This window comes from Tardiphaga sp. GW821-FHT12E02 (assembly GCF_058807155.1).
Window position 1 is genome coordinate 1,163,630 of record NZ_JBXAQK010000001.1, and the last position, 19,214, is coordinate 1,182,843.

At 61.7% G+C, this 19,214-nt stretch carries 16 protein-coding genes; 10 read left to right on the top strand and 6 right to left on the bottom strand.

Annotated features, from left to right (window positions below; genetic code table 11):
* The first annotated feature begins 335 nt into the window (after positions 1-335).
* From AC1RQ5_RS05545 to AC1RQ5_RS05575, 7 genes are all read left to right on the top strand, one after another.
* Positions 336-1,199 carry a LysR family transcriptional regulator gene (locus tag AC1RQ5_RS05545; RefSeq protein WP_398481792.1) on the top strand — a complete coding sequence of 288 codons (864 nt, stop codon included), beginning with the start codon at positions 336-338 and terminating at the stop codon, positions 1,197-1,199.
* A 152-nt stretch (positions 1,200-1,351) separates the two neighbouring features.
* Positions 1,352-1,789, top strand: coding sequence for a TadE/TadG family type IV pilus assembly protein (locus AC1RQ5_RS05550; RefSeq protein WP_493197512.1), 438 nt, complete (start codon positions 1,352-1,354; stop codon positions 1,787-1,789).
* Positions 1,790-1,791: 2 nt separating this feature from the next.
* Positions 1,792-3,462 (top strand): TadG family pilus assembly protein, encoded by a 1,671-nt coding sequence (locus AC1RQ5_RS05555; protein ID WP_493197513.1) that lies wholly within the window; start codon positions 1,792-1,794, stop codon positions 3,460-3,462.
* A gap of 54 nt (positions 3,463-3,516) precedes the next feature.
* The gene (locus tag AC1RQ5_RS05560) at positions 3,517-3,897 is read left to right on the top strand and encodes a ribbon-helix-helix domain-containing protein (RefSeq protein WP_398475201.1); all 381 of its coding nucleotides are present in this window, start codon (positions 3,517-3,519) and stop codon (positions 3,895-3,897) included.
* A 113-nt stretch (positions 3,898-4,010) separates the two neighbouring features.
* Entirely contained in the window at positions 4,011-5,678 is a 1,668-nt protein-coding gene (locus AC1RQ5_RS05565) for a methyl-accepting chemotaxis protein (RefSeq protein ID WP_493197514.1), read from the top strand.
* Between the two features lie 53 nt (positions 5,679-5,731).
* Positions 5,732-6,364 (top strand): NUDIX hydrolase, encoded by a 633-nt coding sequence (locus AC1RQ5_RS05570; RefSeq protein WP_493197516.1) that lies wholly within the window; start codon positions 5,732-5,734, stop codon positions 6,362-6,364.
* A gap of 152 nt (positions 6,365-6,516) precedes the next feature.
* Positions 6,517-7,740, top strand: a complete 1,224-nt coding sequence (locus AC1RQ5_RS05575) for a hypothetical protein (protein ID WP_493197518.1) — start codon at positions 6,517-6,519, stop codon at positions 7,738-7,740.
* 38 nt (positions 7,741-7,778) lie between these two features.
* On the opposite strand, the gene AC1RQ5_RS05580 is transcribed toward AC1RQ5_RS05575, so the two are convergent.
* The 5 genes from AC1RQ5_RS05580 to AC1RQ5_RS05600 all read right to left on the bottom strand — a co-directional run bounded on the left by AC1RQ5_RS05580 (position 7,779) and on the right by AC1RQ5_RS05600 (position 14,923).
* Complete coding sequence (locus tag AC1RQ5_RS05580) at positions 7,779-8,543, bottom strand: DUF4167 domain-containing protein (protein WP_398475192.1); 765 nt, start codon at positions 8,541-8,543, stop codon at positions 7,779-7,781.
* A gap of 565 nt (positions 8,544-9,108) precedes the next feature.
* The gene (gene prmC / locus AC1RQ5_RS05585; protein ID WP_493197520.1) at positions 9,109-10,002 is read right to left on the bottom strand and encodes a peptide chain release factor N(5)-glutamine methyltransferase; all 894 of its coding nucleotides are present in this window, start codon (positions 10,000-10,002) and stop codon (positions 9,109-9,111) included.
* Positions 9,999-11,081 carry a peptide chain release factor 1 gene (prfA, locus tag AC1RQ5_RS05590; protein ID WP_493197522.1) on the bottom strand — a complete coding sequence of 361 codons (1,083 nt, stop codon included), beginning with the start codon at positions 11,079-11,081 and terminating at the stop codon, positions 9,999-10,001. The genes prmC and prfA overlap by 4 nt, the downstream gene beginning before the upstream one ends.
* Before the next feature lie 55 nt (positions 11,082-11,136).
* Positions 11,137-13,404, bottom strand: coding sequence for a phosphoenolpyruvate--protein phosphotransferase (gene ptsP, locus AC1RQ5_RS05595; RefSeq protein ID WP_493197524.1), 2,268 nt, complete (start codon positions 13,402-13,404; stop codon positions 11,137-11,139).
* Positions 13,405-13,669: 265 nt separating this feature from the next.
* Entirely contained in the window at positions 13,670-14,923 is a 1,254-nt protein-coding gene (locus AC1RQ5_RS05600; RefSeq protein ID WP_493197526.1) for an aspartate kinase, read from the bottom strand.
* A gap of 155 nt (positions 14,924-15,078) precedes the next feature.
* On the opposite strand from AC1RQ5_RS05600, the gene AC1RQ5_RS05605 reads away from it, so the two are divergent.
* Complete coding sequence (locus AC1RQ5_RS05605) at positions 15,079-15,540, top strand: PH domain-containing protein (RefSeq protein WP_493197528.1); 462 nt, start codon at positions 15,079-15,081, stop codon at positions 15,538-15,540.
* A 9-nt stretch (positions 15,541-15,549) separates the two neighbouring features.
* Positions 15,550-16,308: a bifunctional 2-polyprenyl-6-hydroxyphenol methylase/3-demethylubiquinol 3-O-methyltransferase UbiG gene (gene ubiG / locus AC1RQ5_RS05610; protein WP_493197530.1), complete on the top strand. Its 759-nt coding sequence runs from the start codon at positions 15,550-15,552 to the stop codon at positions 16,306-16,308.
* Between the two features lie 841 nt (positions 16,309-17,149).
* On the opposite strand, the gene AC1RQ5_RS05615 is transcribed toward ubiG, so the two are convergent.
* Positions 17,150-17,968 (bottom strand): MBL fold metallo-hydrolase, encoded by an 819-nt coding sequence (locus tag AC1RQ5_RS05615; protein ID WP_493197532.1) that lies wholly within the window; start codon positions 17,966-17,968, stop codon positions 17,150-17,152.
* A 209-nt stretch (positions 17,969-18,177) separates the two neighbouring features.
* Between AC1RQ5_RS05615 and AC1RQ5_RS05620 the strand changes: the two genes are divergently transcribed.
* Entirely contained in the window at positions 18,178-19,101 is a 924-nt protein-coding gene (locus tag AC1RQ5_RS05620) for a LytTR family transcriptional regulator DNA-binding domain-containing protein (RefSeq protein WP_493197534.1), read from the top strand.
* Positions 19,102-19,214: the final 113 nt, after the last annotated feature.

A 19,214-nucleotide genomic window follows, 5' to 3' on the forward strand; every position in this document is an offset into this window, starting at 1 on the left:
GAGCCAGGCATTCCGAATCAAGTTGCTCGAAGCGATGAGCCATGTCGGAGCGCAGAAGCGCCTGCCTGGCGGCTTCTCGCCTCGGTAAAATGAAACCTGCCTTGACTCGTTGCTCAGTCCAAATTGGGTATCGCGAATAGAAAATGAACGAAAATGCTTGGCAGTTGATGCAGATCGATACACTTTGAAAGTGTGCAGGGCCCGCCACGCACAACTGCAGCGACCGCAGCGATGTCGCCGGACCGTTCGTATCGATCGAAGATTGGTTGAACGGCTCGAACGGTTCGCTTCGTCGATGACGTCACGGCTGCCGCCGATCGCGAAGGACCATGCCAATGCATCGCAGATATCAGAGTTCCAGCATTCCCACCGAGATCATGCGATCGGTGGTCGGCATTTCCGAAACCGGCAGTATCACCAAGGCGGCCAAAATCCTCGGTCTTAGCCAACCCGCCATCAGTTCGCAGATCAAGCGTATCGAACACGCGGTGGGCGGCAGCATCTTCCAGAAATCCGCCAATGGCTCGGCAGCGACCGAACTCGGCAAGCTCGTGCTGATCCAGGCGAAGAAGATCCTTGAAGCAAACGATCAGTTGCTGATGCTGCGCGGCGGCGCGCCCGATGATACGCCGATCCGGCTCGGCCTGAGCAACATCTATTCCCGCCGCATGATGGAAGTGCTGAGCAAGGCGGAGATGACGAATGTTTCCATCTATGCCGACAGTTCAGCCGAAATCGTCAAAGGCCTGATCGACGGCTTCGTCGATATCGGTATCTATCTCAGCCAGAGCGATACGCCACCGGATCCGACTCTGGAAATCGTGGATCAACGCGAAGACGAAGTGGTCTGGGTCCGTGCGAAGGATTTTACGCTCAGCCCGGGTGCGCCGATCCCACTGCTGACCTGGCCGGGTCAGATTATGCATGATCTGATGGTGCAGGCGCTCGAGCGCAAAGGCATGATCTATCGTATCGCATTCTCCAGCCCGGATTTTCACGCCCGCATCGAAGCGGCGAAAGCGGGAATAGGCCTCACAGTGTTGCCGAAGCGGCTGGTTCCGTCATCGCTGATGATCGCCAATGAGTATTATCTTCCGACACCAGCGGTGCCGCAGATGCTGCTCTGCGCGCGTAACGATAGCGGAATGAAGAGCAATCAGCTGCTCGACGTGTTGCGATCGCGCTTCATGAACATCTGAGGGAACTTGCTTTGCGGGACCGTGAAAGTGATGAGGCCATCACTTTCAATGCAGACATCGTACGCTATCCCTGCATCTGAGATGATCGCCAGCCCCTTGTGGTAATAGAAGTTGTATAGGTAGTCTTCACCCGCCATTGCGAAGCTCGCAGCATGTCGAGATTCGCAACCAGCTACCGAAAGACATTTGCATCGTGCCGGCGCGGCTCCAGCGCCGTCGAATTCGCGATGCTGCTTCCTGTCTTCCTGACGATCGTTTTCGGCATCGTTGTCTTCGGCTCGTATCTCGCCGTTATTCACGGCGTGCAGCAGCTCGCTGCCGAAGCGGCACGTTCATCGGTGGCGGGCATGACCGAGGCCGAGCGCAGCTCGCTGGCCTCGACCTATGTCACCAACAATGCCGCGACCTATCCACTGATCAACCCGACGAAGTTGACGACTGCGGCGGCAACGTCGCCGTCGAATGCCAGTGTGTTCGTCGTCACCGTGAATTACGACGCGGCGGGGATGTTCATCTACACGCTGCCCTTCGTGCCGAAGCCGGCCACGCTGGTGACCCGTTCGGCCTCCATTCCGTATGGAGGATTCTGACGATGGCATCGTTGATGAATCTGCTTCGCCGCTTTGCCGCCGATCAGCGTGGCAATATCGCCTTCATGTCCGTTGGCGGCATGACGCTGGCCATTTGCTGCGCGGCGCTCGGCGTCGATGTCGGCACCATTGCAGCCGATCGCCGCAAGACGCAGAGCGCAGCTGACATCGCCGCGATCGTCGCCGCGAGCAACCTGACCAATGCGACCAATGCCGCCAGATCGGCGGTGACCAACAATAACTATCCGGCAACGGCGCTGACCAGCGTCGAGCTCGGTACTTACACGGCCGACTCCTCAATTCCTGTCCAAAGCCGCTTCGTTACGCCCGCCGTCGGCACGGCCAATGCCGCGCGCGTCACGGTGCAGACCTCGACGCCGCTTTACTTCAGCAAGTTCTTCACCGGCAGCAACGCCTTCACGATCAAGACCCAGGCGATCGCAGCCAACACGCAGATCGGGTCCTTTGCCATCGGCTCGCGTCTGGCATCACTCAACGGCGGCCTGCTCAACAGTGTGCTCGGCTCGCTGCTCGGCACCACGCTGTCGCTATCGGTGATGGATTATCAGGCGTTGCTGAATGCGCGCATCGACGCATTCGATTTCCTGTCCGCGCTGTCGACACGTATCGGCCTCACGGCCGCCACTTACGACAATGTCCTCAATGCCAATGTCAAAGTCGGCGACATTCTGGCCGCCGCGCTCAGCACGCAACAGGCCACGAATGGCGGCAGCACGGCGACGACCGCGCTCTCGACGATCTCGCAAGCTGCCACATCCTCCACCGCCAAGCTCACGCCGCTATCGCTGATCGATGCGGGGCCCTATGCCGATCTCAAGGTCGGCACCAAGCCGAAGACGGGCGTTAGCCTTTCACTGTTTGATCTGCTGCAGGCCACCGCTGGCATCGCCAATGGCACCAATCAGGTGAATACCGGCGTCAATATCAACCTGCCGGGCATCGCCAGCGTGCAGCTGATCGTGCAGATCGGCGAGCGGCCGCAAGGATCGAGCTGGGTCGCTGTCGGTAACAAGGGTGTTAGCGTCCATACGGCGCAGACCCGCGTGCTGTTGCAGGTCAAGCTGATCGGCACGGGCGCTGCCTCGGTCGTCAATCTCCCGGTCTATGTGGAAGTCGGTTCAGGGACGGCGACACTCGACAAATTGAGCTGCGGCTATCCGAACATCAATACATCCACCGTGACACTGGGCGTGACGCCGGGTGTGATCGACGCCTGGATTGCCAACGTCTCTGCCGCCGACGTGAAGAATGTCACCACCAAGCCAAATCCTGGCCCGGCCACACTGGTCGATCTCGGCCTGATCACCGTCGCCGGAAAGGCGCATGTCGGGATTGGCAATACCACGCCGGTCAGTGTCGATTTCAGTTACGCCGACATCACTGCGCAGACCAAGAAGACGGTGACGAACACGAACTTCACCCAGTCGCTGATCGGCAGCCTGCTCGGCGATCTCAATCTGACCGTGACCGTCATTGGTCTTGGCATTCCGATCCCCGGTCTCGGTGCGCTGGTCGGCGGCATCCTGAGCGCCGCCACGGGATCACTCGATCAATTGCTGGTGGGCGTGCTTTCCAGCCTCGGTGTCGGCATCGGACAAGCCGATGTCTGGGTGACCGGCATCCGCTGTGATGGTGCGGTGCTGGTGAACTGATGTGTATGCGTAAACGAAATCTGACCTCTCATTTCTGAAAGAAGGGAATTACCCATGCCTTACGAGACCTCGATGAACCGCCCGAACGTCAACCGCAAGCGCTCCGTGGTGGTGTCGAAAAAGCGCACCAGCGTCAGCCTGGAAGACAGCTTCTGGGCCAGCCTGCAGGCGATTGTGAAGATGGAGAACACGACGATCGAACACTATATCGAGAAGATCGAACGCCGCCGCGACACGCCGAACCTGTCGTCGAACCTGCGTATTGCCGTGCTGGAATATTATCAGCAGCTCGCAGCCCGCAGCATGGTTGCCGGCATGCCGGAAGGCTCGTCGCCGAGCGTCGTGCCGAAGCAGGGCGAGCGTCAGGGCCAGCTGGCCGAAAAGGTTGCCGCCTATTGGAGCCGCATCGGCAACGACAAGCAGCTGGCCGATTAGGCCAGCCGCTACCACCCGACTTTATGTGATTTTGAGATAGCGACGCGCGATGGGGCGCGCCGTCGGATCGATGTCTTTTTCAGGCAATGGCTTTTTTAGCCACGGAGCAACCAATGTTCACTCGACGCAGCAAATTGGAATTGCAGAATGCGTTGGCACAGGCGGCTGCCATCAGCCGCTCGCAGGCGGTGATCGAGTTCAATCTCGATGGAACGATCATCACCGCCAACGAGAACTTCCTATCCGCGCTGGGCTACTCGCTCGACGAGATCAAGGGCAAGCATCACAGCCTGTTCGTCGATCAGTCGACACGCGAGAGTGCCGCTTATCGCGAGTTCTGGGGTAACCTTAATAAGGGCCAGTTTCAGGCTGCTCAGTATAAGCGCGTTGCCAAAGGCGGCCGGGAGATCTGGATCGAAGCCAGCTATAATCCGATCCTCGACGGCAATGGCAAGCCGTACAAGGTGATCAAGTTCGCGACTGACATCACGGCGAGCAAGATCGCGAGCCTGGATGCCCAGGGCAAGATCGTGGCGATTGATCGTGCCCAGGCGGTGATCGAGTTCAATCTGGATGGCACAATCATCACGGCCAACGAGAATTTCCTGGCCACCGTCGGCTATGCGCTGTCGGAGGTTCAGGGCCGGCATCACAGCATGTTCGTCGAGCCACAGGAGCGTGACGGCAATGCCTATCGCGATTTCTGGGCGCGGCTTGCGCGCGGCGAATATCAGGCCTCGGAATACAAGCGCGTCGGCAAGGGTGGCAAGGAAATCTGGATCCTGGCCACGTATAATCCGATCCTCAACGAATTGGGCAAGCCATTCAAGGTGGTGAAATTCGCGACCGACGTCACCCAGCAGAAGCTGAAGGCGGCGGATAGCGACGGGCAGATGGAAGCGATCCGCAAGTCGCAGGCCGTCATCGAATTCCGCATGGATGGCACGATCATCACGGCCAACCAGAATTTCCTGGATACGCTCGGCTATTCGATCGACGAAATCCGCGATCGCCATCACAGCATGTTCGTCGATCCCATGGAGCGTGCATCGGCGACCTATGGCGAATTCTGGGCCAGCCTCAATCGCGGCATCTATCAGGCGGCGGAATACAAGCGGCTCGGCAAGGGCGGGCGCGAGGTCTGGATCCAGGCCTCTTATAATCCGATCTTCGATCTCAACGCCAAGCCGTTCAAGGTGGTGAAATATGCCACCGATATCACCGCGCAGGCGATGGCGCGGATGAAGGCCGAGCGGGCGCGGTCGCTGATCGAATCGGTTGCTGCCGGCAGCGAGGAGATGAATGCCTCGATCCGTGAAATCTCCGAGACCATGGTGAAGTCGCGGCAGACGGCGGAAGCAGCAGTGCACCAGGTCGAGACGGCCGACATCCAGGCGCAACGACTGACGTCGGCGGCGCATGCCATGGGCGGCATTGTCGGATTGATCGGCGACATTACGGGCCAGATCAATCTGCTGGCGCTCAATGCGACCATCGAGTCGGCACGTGCCGGCGAAGCTGGCCGTGGCTTTGCGGTGGTGGCGTCGGAGGTGAAGAATCTTGCCAATCAGGCCAAGCAGGCCACCGACAAGATTTCCAGCGAAATTGAATCGCTCAATGGCATTTCCGGCGATGTCGTCAGCGCGCTGGTGACGATCAAGCAGGCGATCGAACACGTCAACGAATTCGTCACCTCGACCGCCGCCGCGGTGGAGGAACAGAGCACGGTAACGTCGGACATGTCCGACAATATGCAGCGGGCGGCTGCAGAACTGGCATAGCAAACCGCTCCACGGCCATCTTTGCATCATCCGCGGCCATGCTAGAGTCGCGGATGATGGCTCCCTTCACTCCCGCCACGCGGACGATAATCGAGGCCCGCGTCGCTTCATTCACCCGCCTCGAAGACACAGTGACGTCCGCACAGCCGCTCAAGCGTGCGGCCGTGGCGCTGGTGCTTGCCCAGGCGGAGGACGCCGCGGCCACCGGGCTTCTGCTGACCCTGCGCGCCTCCAGCCTTCGCGCTCACAGCAATCAATGGGCGTTGCCGGGCGGACGCTGCGATCCCGGAGAAACGCCGGTCGAGACGGCCCTGCGCGAACTCGACGAGGAAATCGGCCTGCGGCTCGGCGCTTACGACGTGATCGGCATGCTCGACGATTATCCGACCCGATCCGGTTACCTGATCACACCCGTGGTGATGTGGGCCGAGGATAGTCGGCAACTGGTGCCCAATCCGGACGAGGTCGCCTCGGTGCACCGGATCGCGCTCACGGAGCTACTGCGACCGCAGGCGTTCGATTTCATCAGCATTCCCGAGAGCGAGCGCCGTGTGATCCGTTACAGCCATTTTGGCCATATGATCCACGCACCGACCGCAGCATTGGTCTATCAGTTCAGTGAACTGCTGGCCGGCCGCGTCACCCGCGTTGCGGAACTGGAACAGCCGGTTTTCGCGTGGAAGTGAGACAACAGGCCGCGAAAGTGGGCTTGGCTGGCAAGACAAAATTCACCAAACTGCTCCAACGTCGTTCGACCGGAACACCGAGGCCCTGCGTGCGTTGCGCTGCGCCTCGACCATTTTTCCAGCGTGCATTGCGCGCGAACGCGACAGGTCTCATGCCCCATTCGATTCGCTCCGTCGCCATTGCCTTGCCATTTGCCGTGCTGCTCGGAGCGCCGGCGATCGCATTCGATCCTGCGGCGCTCCCGCCGTCGGTCGCCAATGCGATGGCGCAGGGCGCATCGCCGCAGGCGGTCGCGGAATATCGCCGAAAGCTGGCCGAATATCAGGAAGCGCGTGCCGCTTTCGATCAGGACGCTGGTGCCTATTGGGCTGCGATTGCCGAGAAGCGGAAGATCCGTTTCGCCAAGCGCCGCGAAGGCCAGGCCGTCAGCCTCAACGATTATGTGCTGGAGCAGGCGCCGCTCTATGAAGGCCCGAAGCGTCCGGTGAATCCAGAGCCCGAAGACGATGGCGGTCCGCGCGTGCGTAAGGATCTGCCGGTCGTTGCGGACTTTCTTGGCGCCGCGCGGTCAGAATTCCAGTTCGCGCCGCAGCGTCCGGGCAGCGAGATGGAATTCAAGCGCGCCTACGCCCGCGCGGCCCTGCAGGCAGGCCTCACGCGCGACATCGCGGTGCGGGTCTATTCGTTCGAGACCGGCGGCAATGGCGGACACGACATGCAGTCGGGCCTCAATCCGTCGAAGCCCGGCTCGCGGGCGATCTCGACGGCGATCGGCTATAACCAGCTCCTGACGGCGAATACGATCACGATCATTGCCGAGAAGGGGCCACAGCTCCTGAAGGTTCTGAACGACCGCGCCGCAATGCTCCAGGGCCCGCAACGCAAGGCGATGGATCACAAGATCGCAGTGCTCAAGCGTATGCACGCGGCCGTCAAGAACAGCCCGCAGAGCTGGAGTGCCTTCGAGAAGCTCGGCACCACGCCGCAGGGCTGGGCCATGCATGCGCTGGTGCTGGACATGGATGTCGGCCCGCAATTGCAGGTGCACAAGCTGCTGACATCGGTGAATTTCGCGCGTGCCCGCGGTGTGGATCGTCAGCTCAGCGCAGCCGAACTCGAAATGATGAATCTCACCGGCGATGGCAATGGTTTCGACATGGTGACCATGCCGCAGGCGATGCGCGAGCAGGTGCCGACCGCGAACTTCTTCCAGCGCGGCGGCTATGAGCGCAATCCGGTGGCGATCCGCCATAACACGGTGGCCAAGCTGCTGGCGATCACCAACAGCCGCATGGATGCGAACAGCAATCTGCCCGGCGCAAAAGAATTGGCCGCGGCCTTTGGATCGGCCACGGCCAGCAATGATCTCAGATAACGTCGCTGCGTAAAGCGACGCTATTGCAGCGGGCGATCTTATGAATTGCCCGGATTGAAGTCTTCGCCGACAGCGGCAGGTGCTGCACCGGCCTCGGCACGCGGACCATGCGGGCGGCGACGACGACGCGGCGGGAAGCGCGGTTCGCCGGTTGCGCCATTCGCCTCGACCGGCGCGCCAGCCACAGGCTGCGGAGCGCCGCCGGTGATGAAGGAGGGCAGGCCGATATTGTCGGCTGGCTGCACCACAGGCTGCGGCTGTGGCTGATATTGCGGCTGCGGCTGACGGGCCTCGCGCGGATAGGGCTGTTCACCACGCGGCTGCTCGTTGCGCTCGTGGCGCGGCTGGAAGTTTTCGCGCGGCTGATGTTGCTCGCGCTGCTGCGGCACGAAGCCGGGCTCGGCGCCGAAGTTCGAGAAGTTCTCGCTCTCGTCCTCGCCGTCTTCCATCTGCGCATCGCTATTGCCGCCATTATCGGCGCGCGGCTGCTGCTGCGGCTGGTTCTGGCGGAATTGCTCCTGCGCCGCGGCGATCAGGCGGAAATAGTGCTCGGCGTGCTGATAGTAGTTCTCGGCGGCGACCGGATCGCTCGACGAGCGCGAATCGCGGGCGAGCTGAAGATATTTCTCGGCGATGTGAGAGGCGGTGCCGCGGATCTTGATATCGGGGCCGTTGGATTCGTAGACCCGGGTCATCGGGTTCTGGCCGCGCCGATTGTTATTATTGTTGTTGTGATTGTTATTATTGCTGCGGTTGTTGTTATTACGCATCCGCTTGTTGTTGTTATTCTGACCGTTTCTCATGTGTCGCTTTCGTTACTGAGATTTGTCACAGAGCTACTAACTGAGTGCTGTCTACTGAGTGGCTACGCCCTAAAACTCTTGGCGCTGAAGTTCCTGGCGCTGAAATTCATGACGCTGGATTTTTGTGCTGCGGCAGCATTCCGCAGGATTCGGACAGGCCTATGCGAGGCACGCGTCCGGTTACTCGTGCAGATCATCGCTGCATCGATTTTGCCCAAAGTCGCGTTCAGCAAAGACGCGTTCCCCAATCGCCGATTGATCCCGTCAATCCGGCCAAGTCAGACTCCTGCCAAACCCGGGGGCGTGTCCCGGCGCGGCGCTTGTCCGTGAAATTCGAAGCTCAACAATCAGGCTTTCGTTCGCTCTGCGGTCGTGAGCTGCGCAGCACTTTCAGCCTTCGCGCTCAATCTAACCTGCCTGTGGAACCTGTATCCGGCCGGGCTCTCTTCCGAGATTACTGGCCACCCACATACCTCTGGGGCGAACCAACCCTGTTCCGATGCTGCTGGGAAGGTAGTCGCTCCCAACGGATATTCCAAGCGGTTTTTTTCGATTTAAGAAGGCTTTATCGCGGCTTTTTTCGCCCCATAACCGCCCGTTTGACGCCTCCCAGGTCGGTTTTGGCGGGTCCGACAGATACCAGCCCGGCAGCCGCGATCAGGTCGGCGACCGTATCGCTTTGATCATACCCGACCTCGACCACCAGGAAGCCGCCGGGCGCGAGCAGCCGCGCAGCTTCGGGAGCAATGATGCGATAGGCGTCGTAGCCATCGCTTCCGCCATCGAGCGCACGCAGGGGATCATGGTCTCGGACTTCGATGTCGAGCGCCGCGATATCAGACGACGGAATATAGGGCGGGTTCGAAACGATGAGGTCGAAGCCGCCCAACAGGGCCGACGCATAGTCGCAGGCTACGAAATGCGCGCGCTGAGCCAAGCCGTTGCGTTCTGCATTGCCGCGCGCAGCTCGCAATGCAGCGAGATTGATATCGGTCGCAATGCCAGTCGCGTTGGGGAATTCGGAAAGAAGCGCCAGCATGATCGCGCCAGAGCCGGTGCCGAGATCGGCGATCCGCACGGCGCGTGATCGAAGCCCGCTCGTGTCCAGACAGTCGAGCGCGGCTTCGACGATGGTTTCCGTGTCGGGGCGCGGCACCAATGTGTCGGCCGAGAGGGTGAATTGTAGTCCCCAGAACTCCTTGCTTCCGGTGATGCGCGCGACCGGCTCGCCATAGAGGCGACGGGCAGCAAATTGCGCGAGTTGCGCAGCTTCTTGCGGGGAGAGCGTGCGTTTTGCGGCGGAGATCAGGCCGGTGAGATCGAGACCCAGCGCGGCGCCGGCCAGCAGCCGGGCATCGAGTTCAGGCGAGTCGATATTGCTGGCGCGGAGCAGGTTTGTGAGCGAGCGTCGAGCGGCTTCGACGCTTTGGCCAGTGAAGTCGATGTCGCCGGCGCTCACGCGTCGCCCTGGGCCGCGAGCTGCGCGGCTTGGTGCTCGGTGGTCAGCGCATCGGTCAATTCATGCAGTGCTTCACCGGCGATGACCTGCGGCAGCTTGTAGAGCGTCAGGTTGATGCGGTGATCGGTGACGCGGCCCTGCGGGAAATTATAGGTGCGGATACGCTCGGAGCGGTCGCCCGAGCCGACCTTTTCCTTGCGCTCGGCCGAGCGCGCGGCGTCGAGGCGCTGCTGCTCGGCATCATAGATGCGCGAGCGCAGGATATTCATGGCCGAGGCGCGGTTCTTATGCTGCGAGCGGCTGTCCTGCATCATGACAACGATGCCGGTGGGGATATGCGTGATGCGGATCGCCGATTCGGTCTTGTTGACATGCTGACCGCCAGCGCCCTGCGCGCGCATGGTGTCGATACGCAGATCATCCTGCTTGATGTCGATATCGACTTCCTCGACCTCGGGCAGAACTGCGACAGTCGCAGCTGAGGTGTGAATGCGGCCTTGCGTTTCCGTATCGGGGACGCGCTGTACGCGATGGACGCCGGATTCGAATTTCAGCTTGGCGAAGGCGCCGCGGCCCTTCACTTCGGCAATGATTTCCTTGTAGCCGCCCGCCGTGCCTTCCGAGGCAGACACGACCTCGACCTTCCAGCCCTGCAGCGACGCAAAGCGCTCATACATGCGGAACAGGTCGCCGGCGAACAGCGAGGCTTCGTCGCCGCCGGTGCCGGCACGGATTTCCAGCATGACGTTGCGGTCGTCCATGGCATCCTTGGGCAGCAGCGCCACGCGGATTTCCTGGGCGAGGGTCTCGATGCGCTCTTCCAGTGCCGGGCGTTCCATCTCCGCCATCTCGCGCATCTCGGCATCGGTGGAGGCATCACCGATCATCGCGTTGATGTCTTTCAGCTCGCTGACGGCGGCGCGATAGGTCTTGACGGCATCGATCAGCGGATTGAGCTCGGCCAGCTCACGCGTCGTCTTCACATAGTCTTCGGCCGCGAGCTGGCCGAGCACGGCTGCTTCGAGCGAGGCATGATGGGCGAGAAGAACGTCGAGTTTGGTTTCGGGAAGATTAGACATGCTGGATTCTCGGATAGCGCAGAAGGGAAAGGTGACGTCGTCGGGCTGAGCCTCGCTACAACGACAGGCCTTCTGCGTCGGCAAATTCGGTCAGCTTCTGCCGGATCGAAATGCTGCCCGACGGCGCGTCGAGCCACTTGGTTATCTCGGTTTGAATCTTCTTCGCATCCAGATCGAGGATCAGCGCCTTGACCGGACCATGCGCCGTCGCCGACAGCGACAGCGTGCGATAGCCAAGCCCCACCAGTGCGAGCGCGCCGATCGGCTGCGAGGCCATCTCGCCGCACAACGAGACATGGCGCTTGGCGGCGTCGCCCTTCTGCACGATCTCGCGCAGCACGCGCAGGATCGGCGCCGACAGCGTGTCGAAGCGATCCGAGACCTTCGAGTTGCCGCGATCGACGGCGAACAGGAACTGGAACAGATCGTTCGAGCCGACCGAGACGAAATCGACCTTCTTGAGCAGCTCATCCAGCTGATAGACCAGCGCGGGCACCTCGATCATGGTGCCGACATCGATGCGTTCCGGCAGCGCATGACCGTGCTGGCGCAGATAGGTCAGCTCGCGCTCGATGATCGCCTTGGCCTGATCGAATTCGGCGACTTCCGAAATCATCGGGAACATGATGCGCAGCGCGCGGCCACCACCGGCGCGCAGCAGCGCGCGAATTTGTCCGCGCAACAGGCCCGGACGATCGAGACCGAGACGGATCGCGCGCCAGCCGAGCGCGGGGTTTTCCTCGACCACGGTCTCCATGTAAGGCAGCGCCTTGTCGCCGCCGATATCGAGCGTGCGGAAGGTCACCGGCTTCGAGCCGGCGGCATCGAGCACCGCGCGGTAGAGCTGCAGCTGATCGCTGGAGCGCGGCAGGCTTTCGCCCACCATGAACTGCAATTCGGTGCGGAACAGGCCGATACCTGCCGAACCGGTATCGTCGATATGCGGGAGATCGATGATCAGGCCGGCATTGATGTGCAGGTCAACCTTGACGCCGTCCTTGGTCACGCAGGGCTTGTCGCGCAGTGCCGAATACTGTGCCTGTCGTCGGGCGCGAAAGCGCACGCGCTCGGCATAGGCGGATTCGATTTCCTGCGACGGGCGGATATAGATCGAGCCGGATGTGCCATCGACGATGATCGCATCGCCGGGATCAGCAATGCCCGGCGCGTTGGCGACTTCGCCAAGGGCTGGAATGCCGAGCGCGCGCGCCACGATGGAGACGTGCGAATTCGCGGTGCCTTCTTCCAGCACCAGGCCGCGCAATTTCTTGCGGTCGTAATCGAGCAGTGCCGCAGGACCCATAGCGCGGGCGATGAGGATCGCATTGTCCGGCATCTGCTCGCGCGAGGGCGCGTGATCCTGCCCGACGAGCTGGCGCATCAGGCGATGGCCGAGATCCTCGAGATCATGCAGGCGGTCGCGCAGATAGGGATCGGTCGAGCGCAGCATGCGCGCACGGGTGTCTGACTGCACGCGCTCGACGGCTGCTTCCGCGGTGAGACCAGTGGCAACGGCTTCATGCAACTTGTGCGACCAGCCGTGGTCATTGGCGAACATGCGATAGGCTTCGAGCACATCTCGATGCTCGCCGCTCTCAGCCACGTCGCCGCGCTCCAGCATACGGTCGAGATCGGCGCGCAATTTCGTCAGCGCCGTATCGAGCCGCTTGATTTCCTTCGGCAGGTCTTCGGCGATGTAATTGGTGATGACGACGCGCGGTTCGTGCAGCACGACATGGCCCAGTGCGATGCCGTCGGAGAGAATGGCGCCGGTCTTGTGGATCGAATGCCGTGCGGCAGGCTCTGCGCCGGGCTGTGCCAATGCCGAGAGTTCGCCCGAGGCGATCATCTCCGCCAGCACCATCGCCGTGGTCTGCAGTGCCTCGACTTCTTCCTCGACATAAGTGCGCTTGGCGCGGTTCTGCACCACCAGCACGCCGAGCGTGTTGCCGGCGCGCAGGATCGGCACACCGAGGAACGAGTGATAGATTTCTTCGCCGGTTTCCGGGCGGAAGGCGAAGGCTGGATGGCTCTGCGCGTCGTTGAGATTGAGCGGGGTTGCTTCCGACGACACCAGGCCGACCAGGCCTTCATGCGCGTTCAGCACGGTGCGATGCACGGCTTCGCGGTTGAGGCCTTCGGTGGCGTAGAGTTCGAGGGTGTTATCGACGCGCAGCACGTAAGTGGAGCAGACTTCGGCCACCATATTGGCGGCGATCAGCACCACGATCTTGTCGAGACGCTCCTGAGCGCTGACCTGCTCCGCCATGACTTCACGGAGCCGTCTCAGCAAGACTCGGGGGCCGCCCGACGCGCTCCGCATGTGCCGACACCCTCCCCGCGAGGCCAGTGCGCGGACAATCGTGCGCTGGCGCCAAACCTCAGAAATCAATAGCATTTGCGCGGCTGCGCAAACAGGCGCGACCGTGGAAACCGAATCAGATTGTCCGAAACGGCGCCCTCAACCGATACGGTTGCCCCTAATAAGGGCGTATACCGGTTTGAGGCTTGTTTTGCCAAGCAAAACGCCTGCCAGACGAGAAACATCCCGTTCACATTAAAAAGCGGGATGTTTCAGGAAAAATTTTCTACGCTTTATCGAGACCGTACAGCGTGTGCAGCGTGCGCACCGCCAGTTCCGTGTAAGCGGCATCGATCAAGACCGAGAACTTAATTTCCGACGTGGTGATCGCACGGATATTGATCTGCTTCTCGGAGAGCGCGGCAAAAGCCTGGGCCGCAACGCCGGCATGGCTGCGCATGCCCGAGCCGATCACCGACACCTTGGCGACATCGGTGGCGCTGTCGATGCGGGCGAAGCCGATCTTGCCCTTGGCGGCCGTGATGGTTTCCTTGGCGCGGGCATAATCGGTGGCCGGCACGGTGAAGGTGAGGTCCGTGGTCTTGCCGTCTTCCGAGACGTTCTGGACGATCATGTCCACATTGATGTTCGCATCGGCCAGCGGCACGAAGATCGAGGCGGCGACGCCCGGCTTGTCTTCGATCTGGCGGACGGAAATCTGGGCCTCGTCCTTGGAAAAGGCGATTCCGGTGACGACGTGGCTTTCCATGATTTCCTCCTCGCTGCAGATCAGCGTGCCCGGCGGCGTGCCGTGCGGGTCGATATCTTCGGGTTTGTCAAAGCTGGAGCGGACGAAGATCGGCATATTGTGGGTCATGCCGAGCTCGACGGAGCGGACCTGCAGCACCTTGGCGCCCTGCGAGGCCAGTTCCAGCATTTCTTCGAATGCCACCTTGTTCATGCGCTGCGCCTTCGGCACGACGCGGGGGTCGGTGGTGTAGACGCCATCGACGTCCGTATAGATGTCGCAGCGATCCGCCTTGATGGCGGCAGCAATCGCCACGGCCGAGGTGTCGGAACCGCCGCGGCCGAGCGTGGTGACGCGGCCGGTGGCTTCGTGGATACCCTGGAAGCCGGCGATCACGGCCACTTCCTTGCGCTCCTTGAAGCGGGTGATGAGTTTCTCGCCGTCGATCTCGTCGATCCGGGCCGAGGCATGGGCGTCGGAGGTCTTGATCGGGATCTGCCAGCCCTGCCAGGAGCGCGCCTCGATGCCGATGGTCTGCAGCGCGATCGCCAGCAGGCCCGCGGTCACCAATTCGCCGGAGGCGACGATGGCGTCATATTCCCGCGCGTCATACATCGGCGAGACTTCGGTGCACCAGGCGACCAGCTCATTGGTCTTGCCCGACATCGCCGACACCACGACCGCAACCTCGTGACCGGCATCGACTTCGCGTTTGACGTGCTGCGCGACGTTGCGGATGCGATCGATATTGGCGACGGACGTACCGCCGAACTTCATTACGAGACGGCCCATGACGAGTGGTGCATTCCCTGGCGACAGTGGGTAAAGATACCGCGCGCGCGACGCGAGCGGGCGAAAAGGCGCGTATACATAGCGGCGCGTGTGGGGGCAAGCAACCCGCCCCGAACCCGCTTAGAAAGCCCCAAGATAGGCAGTTCGGACGGCATATGGGACGCTATATCGACGATATCCTGCAGCCGGGCGAAAAGGTGCTGTATTCCAGCAACCTGCACTGGATCGTGTACTGGAAGGGCATTCTGGGCTGGATCGTTGCCGCGGCGCTGTTCGTGGGCTCCGGGGTGAATCCGGCGCTGACGCTGGCGGGGCTTGTCGCTTCAGGCGTGATCGCCGTGGTGGCGTTTTACTTTACGGTCGTCGCCTGGTTCCGCCGCTGGACCACTGAGACCGATGTGACCACTTTGCGGGTGGTTCACAAGGAAGGATTCATCACCCGCCGCACCTTTGAGATCAGTATCGACAAGGTTGCCAGCGTCAGCGTGGATCAAAGCATCCCCGGACGCATTCTGAACTATGGCAATGTCATCATCGAGAATATGGGCGACGACGAGCAGAAGATCGAACTGATCGCCTCGCCGCTCGCATTCCGCAGCCACATCACAGCGCGATAGACTTTTATCATGACCACAGACACCCCTTTCGCCGATGCCTCCGCCGCTTCCGTCGACGCGGCGGAGATCGAAAAGTTTTCAAAACTCTCCGAGCAGTGGTGGGATCCGCGCGGCAAAATGGCGCCGCTGCACAAGATCAATCCGCTGCGGCTGTCCTTCATCCGCGACGCCGCCTGCCGGAAATTCGACCGCAATGCGCGCAGCCTGAATTGCCTCGATGGCTTGCGCCTGCTCGATATCGGCTGTGGTGCGGGTTTGCTGTGTGAGCCGTTTACCCGGCTCGGCGCTCAGGTGACGGGCATCGATCCATCGGCAACCAATATCGCCGCGGCCAATCTGCATGCGGAAAAGAGCAAGCTGGCGATCGATTATCGCTGCACCACCGTGGAAGAACTCGATCCGAACGAGCGTTTCGACATCGTGCTGGCGATGGAAGTCGTCGAGCATGTGGTGGATGTCGGCGCCTTCCTCGATCGCTGTGCGTCGATGATGAAGCCCGGCGGCTTGATGGTCGTCTCGACGCTGAACCGCAATTTCAAGAGCTTTGCGCTCGGCATCGTCGCTGCCGAATATGTCCTGCGCTGGCTGCCGCGCGGCACGCATCAGTGGGAGAAGTTCGTGACGCCGGACGAACTGGCGAAGCATCTCGAGCGCAACAAGTTGGGGATCACCGAGCAGGCCGGTGTGAGCTACAATCCGATTGCCGATCGCTGGTCGATCTCAGGCGATATGGGTGTGAATTACATGGTGGTGGCGGAAGAGGTGTGACGCGCTTCTTCTCCCTCCCCCAAGCCGCGACGCGGCGCAGCGGGGAGGGTGGTGAGAAGCGAGCGTTCAGCGAGCTTCGAGACGGGTGGGGTGCGTCCACAAGCTCCGACGTCACGTGGGGCGCCCCACCCCGGCCCTCCCCGCTGCGCCGCTGCGCGGCTTGGGGGAGGGAGCACTCCTGCCGGCGCGGGACGTCCTGATCAACCTGTCAAACAGCCCCGTCGTTCCTGAAATCATGAGTCCGCAGTCTCGCGGCGCCTGTGGCGTCCGAGGTGTGAGCATTCTCCCCTCGAGACATGAGGGGAGGTGGCACGCCGCAAGGCGCACTGGGTGGGACTTGACGCTGCTCCTGCCTGCTGGATCGCCAGCAAACCCGAGCCGCGCAACGCCTTACGGCGCGCCACCGCGACGTCTTGCTAGTCGAAGGACCGTTCTTCCGGGTACTGGGCACTCCCATTGGGAGTCATCCGGCAGGTTTCCCTGCCTTCACCCGCACCACGTCCAGCCGCGCTAGCGGCAGACCCCCGTAGTGGGGTCGGACGGTGACCCTCGACCACCCGAGTGCGTGAGGCCGCGTGAGCCTCCCGCCCGCAGGCGCCGCATCCACGTTCCGCCCAAAAGACGCCTCATGAGAGCGCCCCTCGCGAACGGGACGGGAGGGATAATGGCGATGTCAGGAATATTGTCAAGAACAGAATAAGAACAAATCCACTCCAACTGTCATCGCCCGCGAAAGCGGGCGATCCAGTAGACACGCCCCGGTCGGCTTTATCCGAGACACCAGTGTGTACTGGATTGCCCGGTCAAGCCGGGCAACGACAGTCTGGAGCATCCGCCCTGACTACACCCCATCCAGGATGATCACCGTCGGCGCTCTCGGCAGTGCGTTCAGCGACATGGTCAGCGTCCTTGCGCTGCGCTGGTCGATGGTAAAACTCTGGCCGATCTTCTGCATGAAATCGCTGAGCGGCGTCATGAAGCGGTGCATCGGCAGCACGACGGAGGCGCGCAGGCGCTTGGTGATGTCGGAGACGCCGTCGAGCGACATCGTATAGCTGCCGTCGATCGGCACCATCACGATGTCGAGCCGGCCGATAGCGGCGAAATGGCTTTCATCGAGCTTGTGATGGAGGTGGCCGAGATGGCCGATGCACAGGCCGGCGACCTCGAAGATGAAGATCGAATTGCCGTCCTTCATCATCTCGCCGCCGGAGTCGTCGCCCACATAACGGCGGATGTCGGTGGTGACATTGCGGATCAGCACGTCGCCGATGCGCTCGTGGATCTGTGCGGGCTGTGCGCCTTCGCCCCAGCCATGCAGCACGGTCTTGATGCGCGGGTCGGGATGCAGCGTGTAATGCGTGCTGTGCGCACGGTTCATCGTCACGACGGTGGGGACGCGGTCGAGCTTGTAGACACCGTTGTAATCTGTGGCGATGGTCTCGCCGCCGGGCGTGTCGATGTAATAAGTGGAGTGCCCGGCATAGGTGATGGTGACTTCATCCGCCTTGGCGGCCGTACGCCGCAGGCTGACGGGAATGGCGAGTGGTGGCCGTGTGGCCATTGCCAGACACTCGCTGCCGCGCGGCGCGGTCTGTGCGAGCGCGGGCGTGGCAAGCCAGCCGAGCGTGGCGAGGACGACAGGCAGTAATCGCAGCATGATCCGGCAGTCTCCGAATGCACCTGGCATGACTGTATCGTCAAATGCGCCCGCCGCAATGCGACTTGTGCGGTCGATCCGCAGGCATCTGCCCAAGATGAAAGCGCTCATGGATATGCGGGAATGGCTACACCTTCACCCGGATTGGTCCGTTGCTGATACCGCCGGGCTCGGATAATTTTTGCCGAGCCTCGCTGTGAGCATTGCAATTGTCGTTCGATCCAACGCCGCCCTGGGAATTCGTCAGCCGCGATGACGGCGCGTTGGCGTCGTCACGGCGCTGGGTGTTCGAGGCGGCGCGCGCTCTGCTCACCCAGCCGCTCGATGCGGCCATCGCGACGATCCTGCAGGCGATCGGTACCAGCGCCGGTGCCGATCGCGCCTGGATGTTCGAATACGACGCCGATCATCTGCGCTTTCGCAACACCCATGAATGGAGTCGCGGCAGCGCGGGCTCGTTCGTGCAGGATCTGCAGAATGTGCCTCTCACCATGATCGGCTGGCTGCACCAGCATCTGGTGGCGGGACAGGCTGTCATGATCAACGATATCGAGGCGCTGCCGCGCAGCGCCGGGCCACTGCGCGCCGAGTTCATGCGCCAGAACAACAAGAGCGTGCTCAGCGTGCCCATGTTTCATGATGGCCGGCTGATGGCCTGTATCGGCTTCGATGCGGTGGAGGCTCCACGGCGATGGCGCGCGGAGATCGCCGAGCTGTTCGACTGCGCGGAGCTGATTGCGGCTGCGCGCTATACGACGCCGCGACTTGATGTGGTCAGCGATGAACTGCCATCGGCACCGGGGGCGCTGATCTATCTTCGCCGTGCGAATGGCGTGCGGGGCACGCCGCTGGCGGAGATCGTCGGTTTGCGATCGTCGAAGGACTATACCGAAGTGTGGCTTACCGACGGGACGATGGCGCTCGATTTGCGCACGCTGACCCAATGGCTCGGCCTGCTGCCGGCAAGCGGCTTCGTGCGCATCCATCGCACGGCGGTGGTCAATCATCAGTTCGTGCGCGATGTCGAGCGGCGCGACAGTGGCGCGTGGCAATTGCGTGTGCATGAGGTCGGCGATCTCTGGCCGGTGTCGCGTGCCGGACGCGCCGAATTGCGCGCGCGTCTGGGCATCTGACGTCGTGCAGCTACACTTCGATCAGCGCTCAATGTATAGTTAAGAAATCATTACGATCGCTCGCGGGTGACGGATTTCAGGCGCGAGGTGTTGTTGCGATTCAATAGCTGCAA

Excerpts from the sequence above, each read along its gene's own strand:
- AC1RQ5_RS05545 (WP_398481792.1), top strand. The coding sequence starts at position 336 with ATGCATCGCAGATATCAGAGTTCCAGCATTCCCACCGAGATCATGCGA.
- AC1RQ5_RS05550 (WP_493197512.1), top strand. The coding sequence starts at position 1,352 with ATGTCGAGATTCGCAACCAGCTACCGAAAGACATTTGCATCGTGCCGG.
- AC1RQ5_RS05555 (WP_493197513.1), top strand. The coding sequence starts at position 1,792 with ATGGCATCGTTGATGAATCTGCTTCGCCGCTTTGCCGCCGATCAGCGT.
- AC1RQ5_RS05560 (WP_398475201.1), top strand. The coding sequence starts at position 3,517 with ATGCCTTACGAGACCTCGATGAACCGCCCGAACGTCAACCGCAAGCGC.
- AC1RQ5_RS05565 (WP_493197514.1), top strand. The coding sequence starts at position 4,011 with ATGTTCACTCGACGCAGCAAATTGGAATTGCAGAATGCGTTGGCACAG.
- AC1RQ5_RS05570 (WP_493197516.1), top strand. The coding sequence starts at position 5,732 with ATGATGGCTCCCTTCACTCCCGCCACGCGGACGATAATCGAGGCCCGC.
- AC1RQ5_RS05575 (WP_493197518.1), top strand. The coding sequence starts at position 6,517 with ATGCCCCATTCGATTCGCTCCGTCGCCATTGCCTTGCCATTTGCCGTG.
- AC1RQ5_RS05580 (WP_398475192.1), bottom strand. The coding sequence starts at position 8,543 with ATGAGAAACGGTCAGAATAACAACAACAAGCGGATGCGTAATAACAAC.
- prfA (WP_493197522.1), bottom strand. The coding sequence starts at position 11,081 with ATGTCTAATCTTCCCGAAACCAAACTCGACGTTCTTCTCGCCCATCAT.
- ptsP (WP_493197524.1), bottom strand. The coding sequence starts at position 13,404 with ATGCGGAGCGCGTCGGGCGGCCCCCGAGTCTTGCTGAGACGGCTCCGT.
- AC1RQ5_RS05600 (WP_493197526.1), bottom strand. The coding sequence starts at position 14,923 with ATGGGCCGTCTCGTAATGAAGTTCGGCGGTACGTCCGTCGCCAATATC.
- AC1RQ5_RS05605 (WP_493197528.1), top strand. The coding sequence starts at position 15,079 with ATGGGACGCTATATCGACGATATCCTGCAGCCGGGCGAAAAGGTGCTG.
- ubiG (WP_493197530.1), top strand. The coding sequence starts at position 15,550 with ATGACCACAGACACCCCTTTCGCCGATGCCTCCGCCGCTTCCGTCGAC.
- AC1RQ5_RS05615 (WP_493197532.1), bottom strand. The coding sequence starts at position 17,968 with ATGCTGCGATTACTGCCTGTCGTCCTCGCCACGCTCGGCTGGCTTGCC.